The organism is Microcoleus sp. Pol12B3 (assembly GCF_036701355.1).
In the GTDB taxonomy this organism is placed as follows: Bacteria; Cyanobacteriota; Cyanobacteriia; order Cyanobacteriales; family Microcoleaceae; genus Microcoleus.
Map to the genome: position 1 here is coordinate 93,557 of NZ_JAUBQS010000007.1, position 17,098 is coordinate 110,654.

15 protein-coding genes, 1 tRNA gene and 1 other annotated feature are annotated in these 17,098 nt (G+C 45.8%); of the genes, 10 read left to right on the forward strand and 6 right to left on the reverse strand.

Annotated features, from left to right (window positions below):
* Positions 1 to 36 precede the first annotated feature (36 nt).
* Positions 37 to 4,143 carry an amino acid adenylation domain-containing protein gene (locus QUA53_RS05460; RefSeq protein ID WP_333095488.1) on the forward strand — a complete coding sequence of 1,369 codons (4,107 nt, stop codon included), beginning with the start codon at positions 37 to 39 and terminating at the stop codon, positions 4,141 to 4,143.
* A gap of 465 nt (positions 4,144 to 4,608) precedes the next feature.
* Here QUA53_RS05460 and QUA53_RS05465 read toward each other — a convergent pair whose 3' ends face one another.
* The 3 genes from QUA53_RS05465 to QUA53_RS05475 form a co-directional block, all read right to left on the reverse strand.
* The gene (locus QUA53_RS05465; RefSeq protein WP_333095487.1) at positions 4,609 to 5,244 is read right to left on the reverse strand and encodes a hypothetical protein; all 636 of its coding nucleotides are present in this window, start codon (positions 5,242 to 5,244) and stop codon (positions 4,609 to 4,611) included.
* Between the two features lie 95 nt (positions 5,245 to 5,339).
* Complete coding sequence (locus tag QUA53_RS05470) at positions 5,340 to 6,401, reverse strand: IS630 family transposase (protein ID WP_333095486.1); 1,062 nt, start codon at positions 6,399 to 6,401, stop codon at positions 5,340 to 5,342.
* 525 nt (positions 6,402 to 6,926) lie between these two features.
* Positions 6,927 to 8,306, reverse strand: a complete 1,380-nt coding sequence (locus QUA53_RS05475) for an inorganic phosphate transporter (RefSeq protein ID WP_445304917.1) — start codon at positions 8,304 to 8,306, stop codon at positions 6,927 to 6,929.
* Positions 8,307 to 8,346: 40 nt separating this feature from the next.
* Between QUA53_RS05475 and rplS the strand changes: the two genes are divergently transcribed.
* Together rplS and QUA53_RS05485 are read left to right on the forward strand one after the other, a co-directional pair.
* Positions 8,347 to 8,730, forward strand: a complete 384-nt coding sequence (gene rplS / locus QUA53_RS05480) for a 50S ribosomal protein L19 (protein ID WP_333037136.1) — start codon at positions 8,347 to 8,349, stop codon at positions 8,728 to 8,730.
* A gap of 133 nt (positions 8,731 to 8,863) precedes the next feature.
* Positions 8,864 to 8,936: transfer RNA gene (locus tag QUA53_RS05485), tRNA-Trp, on the forward strand.
* A gap of 58 nt (positions 8,937 to 8,994) precedes the next feature.
* Here QUA53_RS05485 and QUA53_RS05490 read toward each other — a convergent pair.
* Positions 8,995 to 9,189, reverse strand: coding sequence for a hypothetical protein (locus QUA53_RS05490; protein WP_333070757.1), 195 nt, complete (start codon positions 9,187 to 9,189; stop codon positions 8,995 to 8,997).
* A 71-nt stretch (positions 9,190 to 9,260) separates the two neighbouring features.
* Here QUA53_RS05490 and secE point away from each other — a divergent pair, with 71 nt between their 5' ends.
* The 6 genes from secE (at position 9,261) to rplL (ending at position 12,937) form a co-directional block, all read left to right on the forward strand.
* The gene (gene secE / locus QUA53_RS05495) at positions 9,261 to 9,494 is read left to right on the forward strand and encodes a preprotein translocase subunit SecE (RefSeq protein ID WP_333095484.1); all 234 of its coding nucleotides are present in this window, start codon (positions 9,261 to 9,263) and stop codon (positions 9,492 to 9,494) included.
* A complete protein-coding gene (gene nusG, locus QUA53_RS05500) occupies positions 9,491 to 10,129 on the forward strand; it encodes a transcription termination/antitermination protein NusG (protein WP_333070762.1) in 639 nt (212 codons plus the stop codon). The genes secE and nusG overlap by 4 nt, the downstream gene beginning before the upstream one ends.
* Before the next feature lie 3 nt (positions 10,130 to 10,132).
* A complete protein-coding gene (gene rplK, locus QUA53_RS05505) occupies positions 10,133 to 10,558 on the forward strand; it encodes a 50S ribosomal protein L11 (protein ID WP_194061482.1) in 426 nt (141 codons plus the stop codon).
* A gap of 225 nt (positions 10,559 to 10,783) precedes the next feature.
* The gene (rplA, locus tag QUA53_RS05510; protein WP_333095482.1) at positions 10,784 to 11,497 is read left to right on the forward strand and encodes a 50S ribosomal protein L1; all 714 of its coding nucleotides are present in this window, start codon (positions 10,784 to 10,786) and stop codon (positions 11,495 to 11,497) included.
* Between the two features lie 110 nt (positions 11,498 to 11,607).
* Positions 11,608 to 11,780: a sequence feature (ribosomal protein L10 leader region), on the forward strand.
* A gap of 29 nt (positions 11,781 to 11,809) precedes the next feature.
* Positions 11,810 to 12,406 carry a 50S ribosomal protein L10 gene (gene rplJ, locus QUA53_RS05515; RefSeq protein ID WP_333095480.1) on the forward strand — a complete coding sequence of 199 codons (597 nt, stop codon included), beginning with the start codon at positions 11,810 to 11,812 and terminating at the stop codon, positions 12,404 to 12,406.
* Between the two features lie 138 nt (positions 12,407 to 12,544).
* Complete coding sequence (gene rplL / locus QUA53_RS05520; RefSeq protein WP_333037133.1) at positions 12,545 to 12,937, forward strand: 50S ribosomal protein L7/L12; 393 nt, start codon at positions 12,545 to 12,547, stop codon at positions 12,935 to 12,937.
* A 161-nt stretch (positions 12,938 to 13,098) separates the two neighbouring features.
* Here the strand turns inward: rplL and QUA53_RS05525 are convergent, their stop codons facing one another.
* The gene (locus QUA53_RS05525) at positions 13,099 to 14,715 is read right to left on the reverse strand and encodes an NAD(P)-binding protein (protein WP_333095479.1); all 1,617 of its coding nucleotides are present in this window, start codon (positions 14,713 to 14,715) and stop codon (positions 13,099 to 13,101) included.
* A gap of 179 nt (positions 14,716 to 14,894) precedes the next feature.
* Entirely contained in the window at positions 14,895 to 16,562 is a 1,668-nt protein-coding gene (locus QUA53_RS05530; RefSeq protein ID WP_333248731.1) for a ribbon-helix-helix protein, CopG family, read from the reverse strand.
* 274 nt (positions 16,563 to 16,836) lie between these two features.
* On the opposite strand from QUA53_RS05530, the gene QUA53_RS05535 reads away from it, so the two are divergent.
* Positions 16,837 to 16,959, forward strand: a complete 123-nt coding sequence (locus QUA53_RS05535) for a hypothetical protein (protein WP_333095475.1) — start codon at positions 16,837 to 16,839, stop codon at positions 16,957 to 16,959.
* Positions 16,960 to 17,098: the final 139 nt, after the last annotated feature.

Sequence of the window (17,098 nt, forward strand, 5' to 3'; positions counted from 1 at the left end):
GGGCAAGATGTTGAATCTAGAAAGTAAATGAAAAGGATGGCTGTTGAACAGGATGCAATTTCGATAAATATGCAGCAAGAAACAGAAGTTTTTGTATTTCCAGCATCGTTTGCTCAGCGGCGGCTTTGGTTCCTCAATCAATTAGCACCGGGTAATCCTTTCTATAATGTTTCAACAGCGGTCCGCTTAACTGGTTCGCTCAACTTAATATTTTTAGAGCAAACCTTCAATGAAATTGTGCAGCGGCATGAAACTTTACGCACTACTTTTACGCTTTTGGAAGGGGAACTCGTACAAGTTATTGCTCCCTTTTTAACCGTATCTCTTCCCACAATCGACTTACAAAATCTCTCGCCAACTCAGCAGGAAACAGCAGCGCTGCAACTCGCAACCGATGCAGCACAATGCCCTTTCGATTTAGCCGCCGGGCCGTTATTCAAAGTAACGCTGTTACAACTCAGTGAAACAGAACATATATTGTTGCTGAATTTACATCATATTGTGGCTGATGGTTGGTCGATTGGAGTGCTAATTCGAGAGCTGGGAATGCTCTACACAGCATTTGTAAAAAATGGGATCTCGCACTTGCCAGCGCTGCCCGTGCAGTACGCCGACTTTGCAGAATGGCAACACCAATGGCTGCAGGGCGAAGTATTAGAAACCCAGTTAGCTTATTGGCGGCAGCAGTTAAACGGAATTACCACACTCAATCTACCAACAGACAGGCGAAGGCCAGCCGTTCCATCCTACCGCGGCGCCAAACAATTTATAACACTATCACCTGCTTTGAGCGAGGCGCTAAAGTCATTGAGCCAGCAAGAAAGCGCGACTTTATTTATCACTCTACTAGCCGCTTTTCAAACTTTGCTGTACCGCTATACAGGACAAGTAGATATTGCAGTAGGAACGCCGATCGCCAATCGCAACCAGAGCGAAATTGAAGCATTAATCGGTTTTTTTGTCAACAGTTTGGTGCTGCGTGCAGATTTATCAGGAAACCCCACTTTTCGGGAACTATTGCATCGGGTAAAAAACGTCGCAATGGCAGCCTACGCTCACCAAGATTTGCCCTTCGAGAAGTTGGTTGAGGAAATGCACCCCGATCGCGAGTTGAGCCGCAACCCCCTATTTCAACACAGTTTCAGCCTGCAAAACACTCCTGTAGCAGCGCTAGAATTGCCGGGAATCGCTTTCGAGGCGATCGACTTTGACGCAGGAACCGCCAAGCTAGATTTAGAGTGCCACTTGTGGGAAGATGCAGGAAGTATTCAAGGGCAATTTGTCTACAGCACAGACTTATTTGATAGCGCCACAATTGCGCGCATGGCGGGACATTTCCAAACGCTGCTTGAAGCCATTGTTGCCAATCCCAAACAGCACCTCAGCGACTTGGCTTTGCTGACAGCGCCAGAATACCAGCAATTATTAATCGATTGGAATGACACTCAGAGAGATTATCCGCAAAACCAGTGTTTCCATCAGCTATTTGAAGAGCGAGTCGCGAGATCGCCCCATGCTGTCGCCGCCGTCTTTGAAAACCAGCAGTTAACCTATAGCCAACTCAACAGCCGAGCCAACCAACTTGCACATTACTTGCAGCAATTGGGAGCAGCACCAGAAGTTTTAGTGGGCCTTTGTGTCGAACGTTCCTTAGATGCGATCGTCGGATTGCTAGGCATTATCAAAGCAGGCGCAGCCTACCTGCCTTTAGATCCAACTTATCCTCAAGAGCGGCTTAACTTCATGTTAGAAGATGCTCAGGTGTCGATTTTGGTAACTCAGCAGCACTTAGCAAAAAACTTGACGCAGCCGGAAAATTACGGAGTTTTTTCAGTAGTGTGTTTGGACTCCGACAGAGAAATTATCGCCCGACAAAGTTCCAAAAACCCAACTACAAATATCATACCCGAAAACCTAGCATACGTCATTTACACATCTGGTTCAACCGGAAAACCCAAAGGCGTTTTAATCAAACATCGGGGACTCTACAACTTAGCCCTAGCTCAAATAGAAGCTTTTAACTTAAACTCAAATCACCGCATTTTGCAATTCGCATCCCTGAGTTTTGATGCCTCAATCTTTGAGATTGTCATGGCATTAGGAACCGGAGCAACACTTTACTGTGCCAAGAAAGAATCTTTGTTGCCCGGACAAACATTAATCCAATTTTTGCAGGACAATGCTATTACTCACGCTACCCTCCCGCCCTCGCTGCTAGCTGTCCTTCCAAACGCCCAACTTCCCGCACTGCAAACAATCATCTGTGCTGGCGAATCCTGTTCCCCGGATATTGTTAAACGCTGGGCTTCCCGGCGCAGATTTTTTAACGCTTACGGCCCTACAGAAGCGACAGTCTGGTCAAGTTTTGCCGAAATTGGCGATTCCCTGCCCGATAGCTTCGCTTCACGCAAAAAACCGCCAATCGGCCGCCCGATAGCTAACACTCAACTCTATATTTTAGATAAAAATTTACAGCCTGTACCCGTGGGAATTCCCGGTGAATTGTACATCGGCGGCAGCGGATTGGCGCGAGGCTACCTGAACCGCCCCGAATTAACCACCCAGCGATTTATTGCTAATCCCTTTAGCCAGAAAGCAGGAGAACGAATTTATAAAACTGGTGACTTAGCTCGCTATCTTCCCGACGGCAATATAGAGTTTTTAGGCCGCACTGACGAACAGGTAAAAATTCGCGGTTATCGAATAGAATTGGGAGAAATTGAAGCGCTGCTGGTTCAGCATCCAGCAGTCAAAGCAACAGCGGCGGTTGCTGCGGATGATTTGTCTGGCAACAAACGCCTAGTTGCTTATGTCGTCCCCAATCACAATCAGACGCTTAATCCCAGGGAAATACGCAATTTTCTCAAACAACAACTGCCCCATTACATGATTCCCAGTGCTTTTGTGGCGATGGATTTTCTGCCCCTAACTCCTAATGGCAAAATTGACCGCCTGCGCCTACCTGCACCGACAAATCTAACTAGCTATTCAGTAGATAAAAGCTGCATTGCACCTCGCACACCAACCGAGTCAACCCTCGCCAAAATTTGGGCCGCAATCCTCAACGCAGAGTGCGTTGGCATTGGCGATAACTTTTTCGATTTGGGTGGAGATTCCCTGCTGGCAATCCGCCTCATTAATGAGATTAACCAGCAATTTGAGCGCGAATTGCCGCTATCTGCTCTTTTTTTAAATCCGACAATTGAAGGTTTAGCAGATTCGCTATCTTCAGAAACAAATTCTCTGGAATGGTCGCCTTTAGTTGCAATTAAACCTCGCGGTAAAAATCCCCCGTTCTTCTGCGTCCATCCCATCTTTGGCGTCGTATTTCCTTATGTCGAGTTAGCATTTCAGCTAGGAGAAAATCAACCGTTTTACGGGCTGCAACCAAAGGGTATTGACGGCGAAACTTCTCCGTTAACTAGGATTGAAGACATGGCGGCTGACTACATCGCAGCCTTGCGTACAGTTCAACCAAAAGGGCCTTATTTTTTAGGAGGTTGGTCTTTTGGAGGTTTGGTGGCTTTTGAGATGGCTCAACAGTTGCTCGCAGCGGGGGATGAAGTGGCTTTACTTGCTGTGTTGGATACTTTAGCGCCGGTTTCTGCTAACAAACCTTCTTTTTGGGACGGTTGCAAGTTTATTCTGACGACTGTTTCGCGCTCTATCTGGCCTTTTGTAGTAGATTATTTTCGCTTGGTGGCTGCTGCAGAAAATGTTCAAAGTGGCGGTATTGCGGCCAAATTTCCGAAATTAAATAAGATGCTTAATTTGGCAGCTAATTTTTTGCATCGCTGGAATTGGAAACAGGCCGTTATGGTTAGCATCCTATCTCAGGAGTCAAAAGAACGGAGCTGGCGCGAGCTGGCAATCCCCTCGATGTTTACTGTATTTCAGGCTAACAGTCAAGCAACTCTCAGCTATCGACCGAAAATTTATCCGCAGCGAATTACTCTGTTTAGATCGAGGGAAAAGCTAAGCATGAGTCATCAAGATCCGACTCTTGGCTGGAGTGAATTAACCACGGAAAAAGTAGAGGTGATTAGCGTTCCTGGGAATCACCTGACTATGTTGAGAAAGCCTAACGTTGAGGTGCTGGCTCAAAAGCTGAAGCATTGCTTGGAGGAGGAATTAATTGATTGAGTGGCCCGCGTGCTTGTGTGTCGAAACCGGGTTTGATGTGGGAAATTACTATTAGTCCTGAATCTGATCTTCATCTGCGTGAATCAGCGTCAATCCGTTGTCATCTGCGGTTAATACATTCTCTTTTTTTAACCGCAGATGAGGGCAGATAAACACAGATTAACCTGAACTTCCCCCTGCAAATATACTTACACAGGCTCAAAAGCCTCTAACCACAAAGGTTTCAATTGTTGAGTAAAAAATGTGTACCCATCTAGATGATTGATATCTGTTTGCGCTCGGCAATTATATTGAATCTACAACAATTGAGGGCGAGATCCTGCGTCAGCTATTGCTTATAAATGGGTACAAATTTTGCGCTCAACAGTTGCATCCTTTGTAGAGTAAGAGTTTTAGGACTGTTAGTACATTTTTATGGGGGAAGTCCAGTTCTAGGCGGGGATATCAAAATAAGAGATGCTGTAGTCAACTTTCCCGGAGACGTATGAGCTGAGTAATGCGATCACGGACTTCAACGACTTCTCCTTGCAACCACTTGGTAATAGTGGCCACAGTATACTTAGTCCCTGGCTCTTGCCGACCATACATTTCCTCAAAGAGCTCCCCCATTTGGTCCGGGTAGAGTTGACGCCACCAAACCAGAGCTATGTCTCGCATTTTCTGAGCATCCTCGGGGGTAATTTTCTCCCACAATGGCTGCGACTGGGTTCGCAACTCTATTAATTTTTCCCACTCTGCGTTAGTAAATTGAGCAACCAATCTGCAAATTTCCGCCTCTAATTCTTGCCTGAGTGATTCATCGCCGTTATTACTCAGGTTTTCAATTTCCCACAGCGGTTCCTCAAGCGCCGCGAACTTAGCCACTAATTTAGTGTCTAGCATTATGTCTAAGTTGCGATCTAGTATCGGCTCTCTATCTGGGATTGTGGGACTTTGGGCAATTGGTTGAGATTGTAGCGTAGGGTTAACGGTCGCTTGCTCCAATGTCTTAACTACCCAAGCATGGGGGCTTAAACCCTCTGCTGCTGCTACTTTCTTAATGGTTTCGAGTAATTCCTGCTTGCCGTCCAATCTCAAATTAATTTGTACTCTGTCTATCATGTTTAGCACCTGTCTAGTTGTTATAGATATTTCTTTTTAGGTGTCTATAGCAATCCTAAATCAGTTGCAAACTAATCGGGTTTCACTAATCATGATTAAGTTGGTATTAATTCAGGGTTTTCAACAAAAAAGTCATACATATATAATTTGGAAAAATCAAAAATCTGACAATGAGTTACCAGCATAAATAATTTTTTAATAAGTGGGAAAGATTTACATAAATACCAATGTTCTCTCAAAAATTTTTTGCCTTGAAGCCAAATATCTTCTACAGGGTTTTGCTCAGGTGCATTCGGGGCAAATAATTCACATGTTATTAACCATTCAGATTTTTCTAAACCTTGATTTACCTCGCCCAGATACTCTCGCATTTCTGCATATTTATGATAACTTGCCCCATCCCAAAATATTAAAATTCTAGCTCCTTTATTCAGATTTTGCAGGTATTTGACAAACAAAACTGTATTCTTTGAATTTCCGGCTTCATATTCTTGTACAAAAAATTTTTTTGTTTGATAGTTGAGGGCACCAAAATATGTTTGCCTTTCTCTCTGATTTGTCATGGGTACTTCTATTCTTTTATTCTTCTTTCCCCAAACATATCCACAAACATCACCCCACAGCAGATGACATTCATCAATCATATACACCACAAGTCTTCCAGCTTCTATCTCCAAGCGGTTTTCTGCCAGAACTTTTTCGATTTCTATCTTTTTTGTTTTTACCAATTCATCGTTTTTTTTTGGATTACTTTTTTGAGTTTTCTTCCAGCTAACCTTGGCTTCATCAAGTAATGTATAATAACTTTGATTTGATTTGAAACGAACATCATACTTGTCTTCTATATATATCTGAAACTCCTGTAAGCTCAAATATTCTTGAGTATTTAAGTAATTGACAATCTCTAGGCGTTGCGCTGGACTTAGATATGCTTTTGACCCTTGATACCTCAGCTTTAATTCTTCAACTCCATTTTTGATAAATTTCATTTTGGATTGACTGATAAATGTTGCTGATACATTTAATATTTTTTTAATTTCCGAACCAGTTACGCCCTCAATCCACATCCTTACTGCTAAAGCTCGCTTCAGTTCTATCGGGTCGGGGTTGCCATCTATAAAATCACTTAATTCTTGTAAATAGTGTTGCTCAGACATATTGCTTTTTTGCCGATTTCCAGTATACAAGTATTATTATACTCCCTAATTATTATAATTTATAAAATTTTGCGACTCATTTAGGACTGCTATAGTAATTTGTCTAGCAGTAAATTCTCAATTTTCCCAGCCCAAGGCTTGAAGTCGGTACAGCTTCATTAAGCTGGACTTCCCCCATAAAAATGTACTAACAGTCCTAAAACTCTTACTCTACAAAGGATGCAACTGTTGAGCGCAAATTTTGTACCCATTGATAAGCAATAGCTGACGCAGGATCTCGCCCTCAATTGTTGTAGATTCAATATAATTGCCGAGCGCAAACAGATATCAATCATCTAGATGGGTACACATTTTTTACTCAACAATTGAAACCTTTGTGGTTAGAGGCTTTTGAGCCTGTGTAAGTATATTTGCAGGGGGAAGTTCAGATTAACGCAGATGAGTTAGATCAATTGCGGTTGCACCATCTATCCGTGATTGTTGACAGATGACTGTTCTGAAATGCCTCAATCTAAAATCTAAAATCTAAAATTGCCCAATGGATTGCGCGATGCTGAAGATGATAGCAGCCAAACCTGCTGCGATCGGAATTGTCACCAGCCAAGCCGAACCAATTGACAGCAAAGTTTCCAAGCGTACTGTTTTCCAAGCTTTAATCAGCCCGACTCCGACAACTGCACCCACTAAAGCGTGGGATGTGGAAACTGGCAAACCGAAGCGGGATGCTAGCAAGACTGTGGTGGCTGTGGCTAATTCCGCGCAAAATCCGCCGCTTGGTTGGAGTTCGATGATCTTTTCGCCGACTGTGGCAATTACATTTTTGCCCCAGATGGTTAAACCGATGACTATTCCTGCGCCTCCGACGACTAAAATCCACAGGGGAACGCTGAAATCTTCTGAGGGAAAGGAACCTGTGCGCCGGATGTAGGCGATCGCAGCTAGGGGAGCAACTGCATTTCCTACGTCGTTGGAACCGTGGGAAAATGCTACAAAACACGCGCTCAAGACTTGAAATCTCGCCATTTGTTGCTCGATGGGAGAGTGGCGGAGTTTCGGAGTGGGGGAGGAGTTTGTACTTATTCCTTCTGCCTTCTCCCCTCTGCCTTCTTGGTTCTCAACTGATTCTAATTTTTTCCAGCTATTGAGTGTCAGCGCGATCGCAGCTATTGCCCCGATGCCAATGACAATATCGTGAATGGGAAGATTCCAGCCAAATCGATCGTGCGCTAGGGCGATCGCTCCTGTCTGCACCAAAGCGACATTCACAACAGACGGCAGTACAATTATCCCAAATACGCTCAGCATTGCTGCACTCAGCCAAGGTATCCACTCGCGCATTTGAGATAGAGGATCGGGTCGATCGAGAATCGAATACTTCACCACACTGTAAAATAGTGCGGCTAAAGCACCGCTAGCAACAGGTGTCGCCACCCATGTTAGGGAGATGGTGCCGATGGTTCCCCAATCAACTGCATTAATTCCGGCTGCAACACAGCTAAAACCCGCGATCGCGCCCACCACTGCATGGGATGAAGAAACTGGCAAACCTCTACTGGTAGCGATTTGCAGCCATATCCCACAAGCTATCAGCACTGACACCATCCCGATTAAAAATACTTGCGGTTTGGCCGCGAACACTTGTGCATTCACAACTCCTGTTGCGAGAGTTTCGGAAACTCCTTGCCCGAACAGCACTGCGCCGGAAAACTCCAGTATGCCTGCAACAATTATTGCCTGTCGCAGCGTTAGCGCCTTCGAGCCTACGGATGTCCCCATCGAGTTAGCGACATCGTTGGCCCCCAAGTTTGCAGCGACGTACAAGGCCAGTGCAGCCATTGCCCCCAGTTGCAGAAATACGACCCCAGAGGTATCTAACATAGAAATTTTTTGACATAAAACGGGCATTTCGATATATGATAAGGGATTGTGAGTTTTGGTAAATCCGATGAAAGGCGCAGAAATAATCCGTTCTATCGAAACGGCAGAAATAGATAGAGTCAAGCAAGAACTCAATAAACAAGTTCCCGAAATTTACGTCGGCGACACAGTGCGAGTCGGCGTGAAAATTAGAGAGGGTAACAAAGAACGGGTTCAGCCCTACGAAGGGACTGTGATTGCCATGCGTAACGGCGGGATTAATGAAACAATCACCGTCCGCCGCGTGTTTCAAGGCGTCGGAGTGGAACGGGTGTTTTTGATTCACTCGCCCCGCATAGCCACGATCCAAGTGATGCGCCGCGGGAAAGTCCGCAGAGCAAAACTTTACTACCTGCGCGATCGGGTGGGCAAAGCTACTCGCGTCAAACAGCGGTTCGATCGCTCCCTGTAGGAATGCACCCAGCTTTCCCTTGGTTCATGATTCATGGGAAATTGAAAAAAATAAAAAAAAGTTTCCCATTTACGAGCGCACTGTGTTAAAATAGAAATCTAGAGGTTAAGCGAATTTCAGCAACCTCACCTGTGCGCTCTTAGTTCAGTTGGTAGAACGCAGGTCTCCAAAACCTGATGTCGGGGGTTCAAGTCCTCCAGGGCGCGCTGAATCACCAAACTTTAAATTCTGCCCGAAAGCGCCCGGACTATTGGCTGGCAACAGTCAAAACCGCAAACTTTCGGGTAGAATTAATTTTTGTGGGCGGTTCGCAAAAAATGCCATCAACAAATGCTCGGTGTGGCTTCTCGATAGTCGGTTTCGGCGATCGGCATTTACGCCGTTAATTGGTTGGGCTTGTAAAAAAGTCGTGGCTTTGGATTTGAGATTTTGGACTTGAGCGTAAGTGGTTAGTGTCAAAAAATCTGAGAGCCGCGGGCCACTCACACCATCTAAAATCTAAAATCTAAAATCGCAAGGGGGATTAAATCGTGGCGAAAAAAGACGAAGCTCAAGAAACTCAAGAAATAACGGCGCCTGGGTTTAACCCTGCGAGTTTTTTTAAGGAAACTAGAGAAGAACTCGACAAAGTGGTTTGGCCGAGCCGGCAGCAGCTAATCAGCGAGTCTTTTGCCGTGCTTTTGATGGTAATCCTCTCAGCAAGCTTGATTTATTTGGTGGATAACTTCTTTAACTGGGGCGCGGGAAAGGTGTTTGGGCCATGACTTTTGCATCAGAAGAATCTGAGTATTCCACAGAAGCGACGGGACAGGCAGCATCGCCAGAGGTGCCGGAGATTGATGCTCGCTGGTATGCTGTTCAAGTTGCCTCTGGCTGCGAAAAGCGGGTGAAGGCAAACTTGCAGCAGCGGATTCAAACTTTGGATGTTGCCGATCGCATCGTTCAAGTCGAAATTCCGCAAACTCCGGCGATCAAAGTCGGCAAAGACGGTTCCCGGCGGCAGTCAGATGAAAAAATCTTTCCCGGCTACGTACTCATCCGTATGTTTATGGACGAGGATACGTGGCAGGTGATCAAGAATACCCCGAATGTAATTAATTTTGTCGGGGCCGAGCAGAAACGCCGCTACGGGCGCGGCAGGGGTCACGTCAAACCGCTACCTCTGAGTCATTCGGAAGTAGAACGGATCTTCAGAAACGCTCAGGAATCAGAACCAGTTGTCAAAGTATCGATGTCTACTGGAGACCACGTCGTGGTACTTTCCGGGCCATTTAAGGATTTTGAAGGTGATGTGATTGAAGTTAGCCCGGAACGAAACAAGCTCAAAGTTTTACTCTCGATTTTTGGGCGCGATACGCCTGTAGAATTGGAGTTCAATCAGGTTCAGAAACAGAACTAACTAATGGCAAAGAAAGTTGTTGCAGTAATTAAGTTGGCGATTACGGCGGGAAAAGCCAACCCAGCTCCTCCGATCGGCCCAGCCCTGGGTCAGCACGGCGTCAATATTATGATGTTTTGCAAGGAGTACAATGCTAGAACCGCAGACCAAGCGGGTCTAGTGGTTCCGGTAGAAATTTCGGTTTTTGAAGACCGCAGTTTTACGTTTATTCTCAAAACCCCGCCGGCGTCGGTTTTGATTCAAAAAGCGGCTGGCATTGCTAAGGGTTCGGGAGAACCTAATCGCAAGCAAGTAGGGAAAATTACACAGGCTCAGTTACGAGAAATCGCTGAAACGAAAATGCCTGACCTCAATGCTAATGATGTTGAGGCTGCTATGAAAATTGTGGCAGGAACGGCTAAAAATATGGGCGTGGCGATCGCGGATTAAAGTCAGTTGTCAGTTGACAGTTGGCAATGGGTAATTCCCCGTGTTGAAGCTCAAATCTTCAATATAAAATCCAAAATCCAAAATCCAAAATCGATCGATTCAGGGGGAGAAGCAAAGCTTCGCTAAGAATCGAACCGAACAAATTTTAGAGATCGGATTGGCTGATAAGTTCAATCTAAAATCTAAAATCTAAAATCTAAAATCGACTGACCCCAGGAGATAACAATGGCAAAGAAAGTATCGCGAAGACTGCAAGAACTTCAAAAGAAAGTTGAAGACAGACCTTATCTACCGCTGGAAGCTCTGCAACTTTTGAAAGAAACAGCAACCGCTAAGTTTGGCGAATCTGCTGAAGCTCACATCCGTTTGGGAATTGACCCGAAATATACTGACCAACAGTTGCGGACAACTGTATCGCTACCAAAAGGAACTGGTCAAGTAGTCAGAATTGCGGTGATTGCTAAGGGCGAAAAAGTTAAAGAAGCTCTGAATGCCGGCGCGGATATTGCTGGTTCGGAAGAGTTGATTGATGAAATTCAGAAAGGCATGATGGACTTCGATTGCCTGATTGCTACCCCAGACGTGATGCCGTTGGTGGCAAAATTGGGTCGGTTGTTGGGCCCGCGCGGTTTGATGCCTTCTCCGAAAGGTGGGACGGTGACGACTGACATTGCTCAGGCGATCAACGAGTTTAAAGGTGGTAAACTAGAATTCCGTGCCGATCGAACTGGCATCGTTCATGTTATGTTTGGCAAGGCAGCTTTCTCAGCGGAAGATTTGCTGGTCAACCTTCATGCTTTGCAAGAAACTGTTGATCGCAACCGTCCTTCTGGTGCTAAAGGTCGCTACTGGCGAAGTTTGTACGTATCCGCAACAATGGGCCCGTCGATCGAAGTCGATATCAGTGCTCTGCGCGATACAAAAATTGACGCTGCCTAGTACAGAATTAAGCAGAAGGCAGAAGGTAAAAGACAGCTTCGGCTGTCTGTGTAAATCTCTCACAAGACTTACGCCAGACCCTTGCTAATCTCTGCCTTCTGGTGATAGCCTAATCAAAAATCAATAAGCTGAAGACCGCAGGTGCCGACCGCTTAATTTCCTGCCGAGGCTGAAGAAATAAAAACTCAAGACTCAAAGATTAGAAATTTTCTATTTTTAATTCTGACTTGTTAATTTTTAATTCTCTGCCCCGGCTCTAAGGTCGGGGTTTTTGGTGGGCAGTTTTCGATCCTAAAAGGAGGTGAAATAAGTATGGGCAAAAGTTTAGCAGTAAAAAATGAGATTATTGCAGACCTCAAGCAAACCTTGAGCGAATCTCAACTGGCGATCGTGATTGACTACACGGGCTTAACTGTTGCTGAAATCACAGATTTGCGTCGGCGTTTGCGTCCGAAAGGCAGCAGTTGCCAAGTGGCAAAAAACACGCTGATGCGAATTGCTGTTGAAGGCAACGAAACCTGGCAGCCGATACAGGAATTGCTGACCGGTACGTCGGCGTTTCTGTTCGTGCAAGAAGATATTGGCGGCGCGATTAAAGCTTACCAAGAATTCCAAAAAGTCTCTAAGAAGACAGAACTTCGCGGCGGCGTAATGGAAGGACGGGTACTGAAAGAAGCTGATGTTAAAGCATTAGCCGATCTGCCGTCGAAAGAACAACTCATGGCTCAAATTGCTGGCGCTATCAACGGTGTCGCAACCAAGTTGGCTGTGGGTATCAATCAAGTTCCTACTTCGATCGCTCGCGGTCTTAAAGCTTATGCTGAAAAAGACGGCGGTTCAGCAGAAGTAGCAGCAGAAGCACAAGCAGAAGCGCAACCAGAAGCAGAAGCAGAAAGCGCATCTGTGTAAGGCATGAGTAATTAGTCATGAGTCCTCAGTCATTAGTATTTAGCAATAGATAGAAGACTGGAGACGAAAAACTAATGATGAATGAGCAAATCTCAAATCCGAAATCCCAAACCTACAATTGAACTAGGAGTTTAACGAATGTCTACTGCAACTGATGAAATCTTGGAAAAACTTAAGTCTCTGACTTTGCTCGAAGCTTCTGAATTGGTCAAGCAAATTGAAGAAGCTTTCGGCGTCAGCGCTGCTGCTCCTGTAGGCGGCATGATGATGATGCCCGGTACAGGTGGTGGAGCCGCTGCTGAACCCGTAGAAGAGCAAACCGAATTTACTGTCATGCTGGAAGAAGTTCCTGCTGACAAGAAAATCGCCATTCTGAAGGAAGTCCGCGCAATTACTGGTCTGGGTCTGAAGGAAGCGAAAGACTTGGTAGAAGCCGCACCGAAAGCAGTTAAGGAAGCTATTGCTAAGGAAGCTGCTGAAGAAATGAAGAAACAGCTTGAAGCTGTGGGCGCAAAGATTTCTATCAAGTAGTCAGAGAATGTAGTTGATATCAATTCCGGTGACACCGGAATGATGGTTAACAGTTAATTGTTAACCGTTAACTATTCCCTAAAATTAATCGCGCGATAGTTACATCTCTCGCGCGATTAATTTTTTTTTTCGTACAGAAACGGCGGGAGTGCGCTGTCCTCTTAGATTTTAGACACGGCTTCCATCTGTCGCACGACTGTTAAAGCAGAATAGGACACACCCGCAGTTCCTTCTCCGGGATGGGTGGAGTCGCCTACTAACCACAAGTTTTTAATTGGTGTGCGATTGGCAAATCCGAAGGGGCCGAAGGTTGGTATTCGCTGGCCGATGCCGCCGACAACTCCTCGATCTCTCGCTGTGTAGCGGGCAAAGGTGCGGGGTGTGGCGGCTTCTTGGTGTACGATCGACTCTGGCGTCAAATTGAAATATTCGCTCAAACGTGCGATCGCCCCTGCGGTATATTTTTGCTTTAATCCTTCATAATCAACCGAATTCCACCACATTCGAGTATCAGTAAATGAGGAAGCGATAATTGTCGCCATTCCCTTTGGTGCTCTGCCATCACCTGGATGGCTGACTGAAACAAATAATGAATTATTCTCCCCAATCTCGCCGTCGTAATCGTAGAGAAACTGAAGGTGCGGCGGACAATTTGCCGGAATTGCGCTTTCATGCACTCCCAAATATATGACAAATGCACCGGATGCGGGCGGCAATTTATCAACTCGATATTTGTAGCCTGCCATTTGATCTGGGAGTTTGTTTGTTGTCTCTGAAGTATCTGATTTAACGGATAAATTATCTGTTAAATTTGCGACAATCGGCTCGCCTGACAACAATTTTACTAAATTTTGCGCGGTCACGTTGGCAACAATGCGATCGGCTGTTTCTGTCCAAACTTCGCCTGTTTTTTGATTGCGAATCACTGTAGCGGTGGCTTTGCCGTTGGCGGTGACAATACTTTCAACTGTATGCCGCAATAAGACTTGGCCGCCGTCTCGTTCGATCGCCTCTACAAGTCGATCGCTCAATACCTGCATACTTCCTTGTAGATGATACAATCCTTGCGGCTCTTGCGAAACTCCTAAAGCTGTCGCCGCGTAAAGTAGCGCCGTTTCTTCGGTATCAACTTGAGAATACAATTTTAACTGCAAATCTAGAAAAGTTTTCAAGCGCAAATTGTCGCCCAACCCACACAGCCGCAAAGCATCTCCCACTGTCATAAAAGTGAAAGGCAAAGTAATTAAAGTATCGGGGCGAACAGCTTGAATTAATTGCCAGAAATCCCAGAAGTTTCTGGGCGGTAAAACAGGGTCCCGCCCTTGAAATTTCCAGCTAGCTTTGAACAATGCAGACAATAATTGCCAAAAAGGTTCGCTTCCAGGAAACTGCCGCTGCCTTTCTTCCTGCCACTTTTGCGGATCTCGCCACACGCTAATCGGTGCGGTTTCTCCCGGCAAAAACACCGCACAAGCGGGATCGCAGGGTGTCGCTGCGGGAAGTTCTATATTTAATTCTGAGAAAATGCGGTGGTGAATGCCTCCGGGTTCCAATCCTGCAACCTGCGTGGCGCCGACATCGAAGGTAAAGCCTTTGCGTTTGAAGGTGGAAGCGCATCCTCCGGGGACGATCGCCTGGTCTAAGACTCGCACTTTGTATCCTCTGCGGGCTAGCAGGGCTGCTGCTGTCAGCCCGCCGATTCCGCCTCCAATTACCGTGACGCGGCCCTTAGTGTCTGCAGGATTGGATTTGCTCTCAGGGGTGCGATCGCCTCTCATAATTTATTTATTGTAATATTTCTTAATATTATGCTCGTATTTTGCAATAAAAAGCTCTTGTAGCGGCAGGTTGAAATCTATCGCTACAAGAGGAAGGAGGCCGAGTTTAGAGGACGTTTTAGGGGTAAGGTGCTCCGGGGGCACCCGGAGCGTTAGACTGGGCCGTGTTGATGAGAGAATCACTGACGGCGCCACTTGTTGAGATAAGCTTCGCCAATCCCCGCCACAGCCTGCATTTGAGCTAGCTGTTCCCGTAAAGCTTTGATGGTTCTTAGCTGTTCTTGAGACTGTTGCTGCAAAGCGTCGTAATTTCGCTGTATCGCCGCACTCTGACTCAATTCATTTTCCAGATATTGCAACTTGATTAGTTTAACTTGGAAGTCGCCGATCGCACTTGACTTTTCTGCTAACTCGTGCTGCAAAGATTCGTAACTCGACTTCGACACGGTTTCCTGGAATTGGCTTTCGAGATTTTGCTTTTCGGTGGCGAATTGCTGCTGCAAAGATTCCAGAACACTGGATTTTTCGCCTAGTTGCTGCTGCAAAGATTCCAGAGCACTGGATTTTTCGCCTAGCTGTTGCTGAAACTCGTGTTCCCGGTGTTCTCTTTCGGCCAATTGCTGCTGCAAAGATTCCAGAGCACTGGATTTTTCGCCTAGCTGTTGCTGCAAAGATTCCAGAGCACTGGATTTTTCGCCTAGCTGTTGCTGAAACTCGTGTTCCCGGTGTTCTCTTTCGGCCAATTGCTGCTGCAAAGATTCCAGATCACTGGATTTTTCACCTAGCTGTTGCTGCAAAGATTCCAGAGCACTGGATTTTTCGCCTAGCTGTTGCTGAAACTCGTGTTCCCGGTGTTCTCTTTCGGCCAATTGCTGCTGCAAAGATTCCAGAGCACTGGATTTTTCGCCTAGCTGTTGCTGAAACTCGTATTCCCGGTGTTCTCTTTCGGCCAATTGCTGCTGCAAAGAAGCGAGCGAACTTTCGCGTTCAGTCAACTGCTGCTGTAAACTTTCGTAACTTGACTTGGCTACTGTGTCCTGCAACTGGCTTTCGAGATTTTGCTTTTCAGTAGCGAATTGCTGCTGCAAAGAAGCGAGCGAACTTTCGCGTTCAGTCAACTGCTGCTGTAAACTTTCGTAACTTGACTTGGCTACTGTGTCCTGCAACTGGCTTTCGAGATTTTGCTTTTCAGTAGCGAATTGCTGCTGCAAAGAAGCGAGCGAACTTTCGCGTTCAGTCAACTGCTGCTGTAAACTTTCGTAACTTGACTTGGCTACTGTGTCCTGCAATTGGCTTTCGAGATTTTGCTTTTCGGTAGCTAATTGCTGCTGCAAAGAAGCGAGCGAACTTTCGCGTTCAGTCAACTGCTGCTGTAAACTTTCGTAACTTGACTTGGCTACTGTTTCTTGCAATTGGCTTTCGAGATTTTGCTTTTCGGCAGCTAATTGCTGCTGCAAAGAAGCGATCGAACTTTCGCGTTCACTCAACTGCTGCTGTAAACTTTCGTAACTTTCTTGCAACGGATTTGGCTTTACACTCACCGAGTCCGATAGAGTTTCTGCCGTTACAGCCTCATTAATTTCGCTTTCTTCGGCTGTTTCCCCTTGCAAGTCGGGGGAATCTACCTGCGTTTCTTCACCTTTTTTCCAAGTGACAGTAACTTCCGTCTTGTCCTTAGAAATATCCAGAGCGCCTTGTGCCAAGCGTTCTAGGAGTTCTGACCTTGATATTCCGAGCTTGCGAGCGATCACGTTTAATCGATCGGCACTAGAAGAAGTCAGCGAAAGTCCGACTTTGACTTTACTTTCTGAATTGGAACTAACTACATTGCGATTTTTTTTGACCATTGGCATTTTCCTCATGCCAACCTACACTAATAAGTGTAGTGGCTGAAGTTTCTATTAAAATTAATTCTTGTTACTTACCAATTGTGCCAGCTTCTGTTCCCAATTGAACAAAAATTCGTGAATATACCCTTCGGTCGATTCCTCGCCGTAGAACCCCGTGAAGATTCCCTGGCACGGTTTTTTTTTCGGCACAATACCGCAGATATAACAGTTGAGCTTGTTAGATACTATCTAACTTTGCGCCCGATTTCACCGGTTCGGCGCGATCGACCAAATGCCAATAAGAGGCCAGATAGTCTTTGAACGCTGCAAAAAGGCGAGTTTCCACAACTTCCATGCGATCGCCCGAACCACGCTGCTAGAAGCTTTTTTACACGATGAGGATCGAGTCGGGTGAGCAAGAGTGGGATAAAAGACAAAGCCTGCGGTTTCCAGCCGCGCCTAAACAGACACAACCCACTTGGAGTGGGTTAAAGAATTTTTACTCGATCGGACCTTGACGTTTTCCTCTCAAAATGAGAGGATGAAGCATAGTA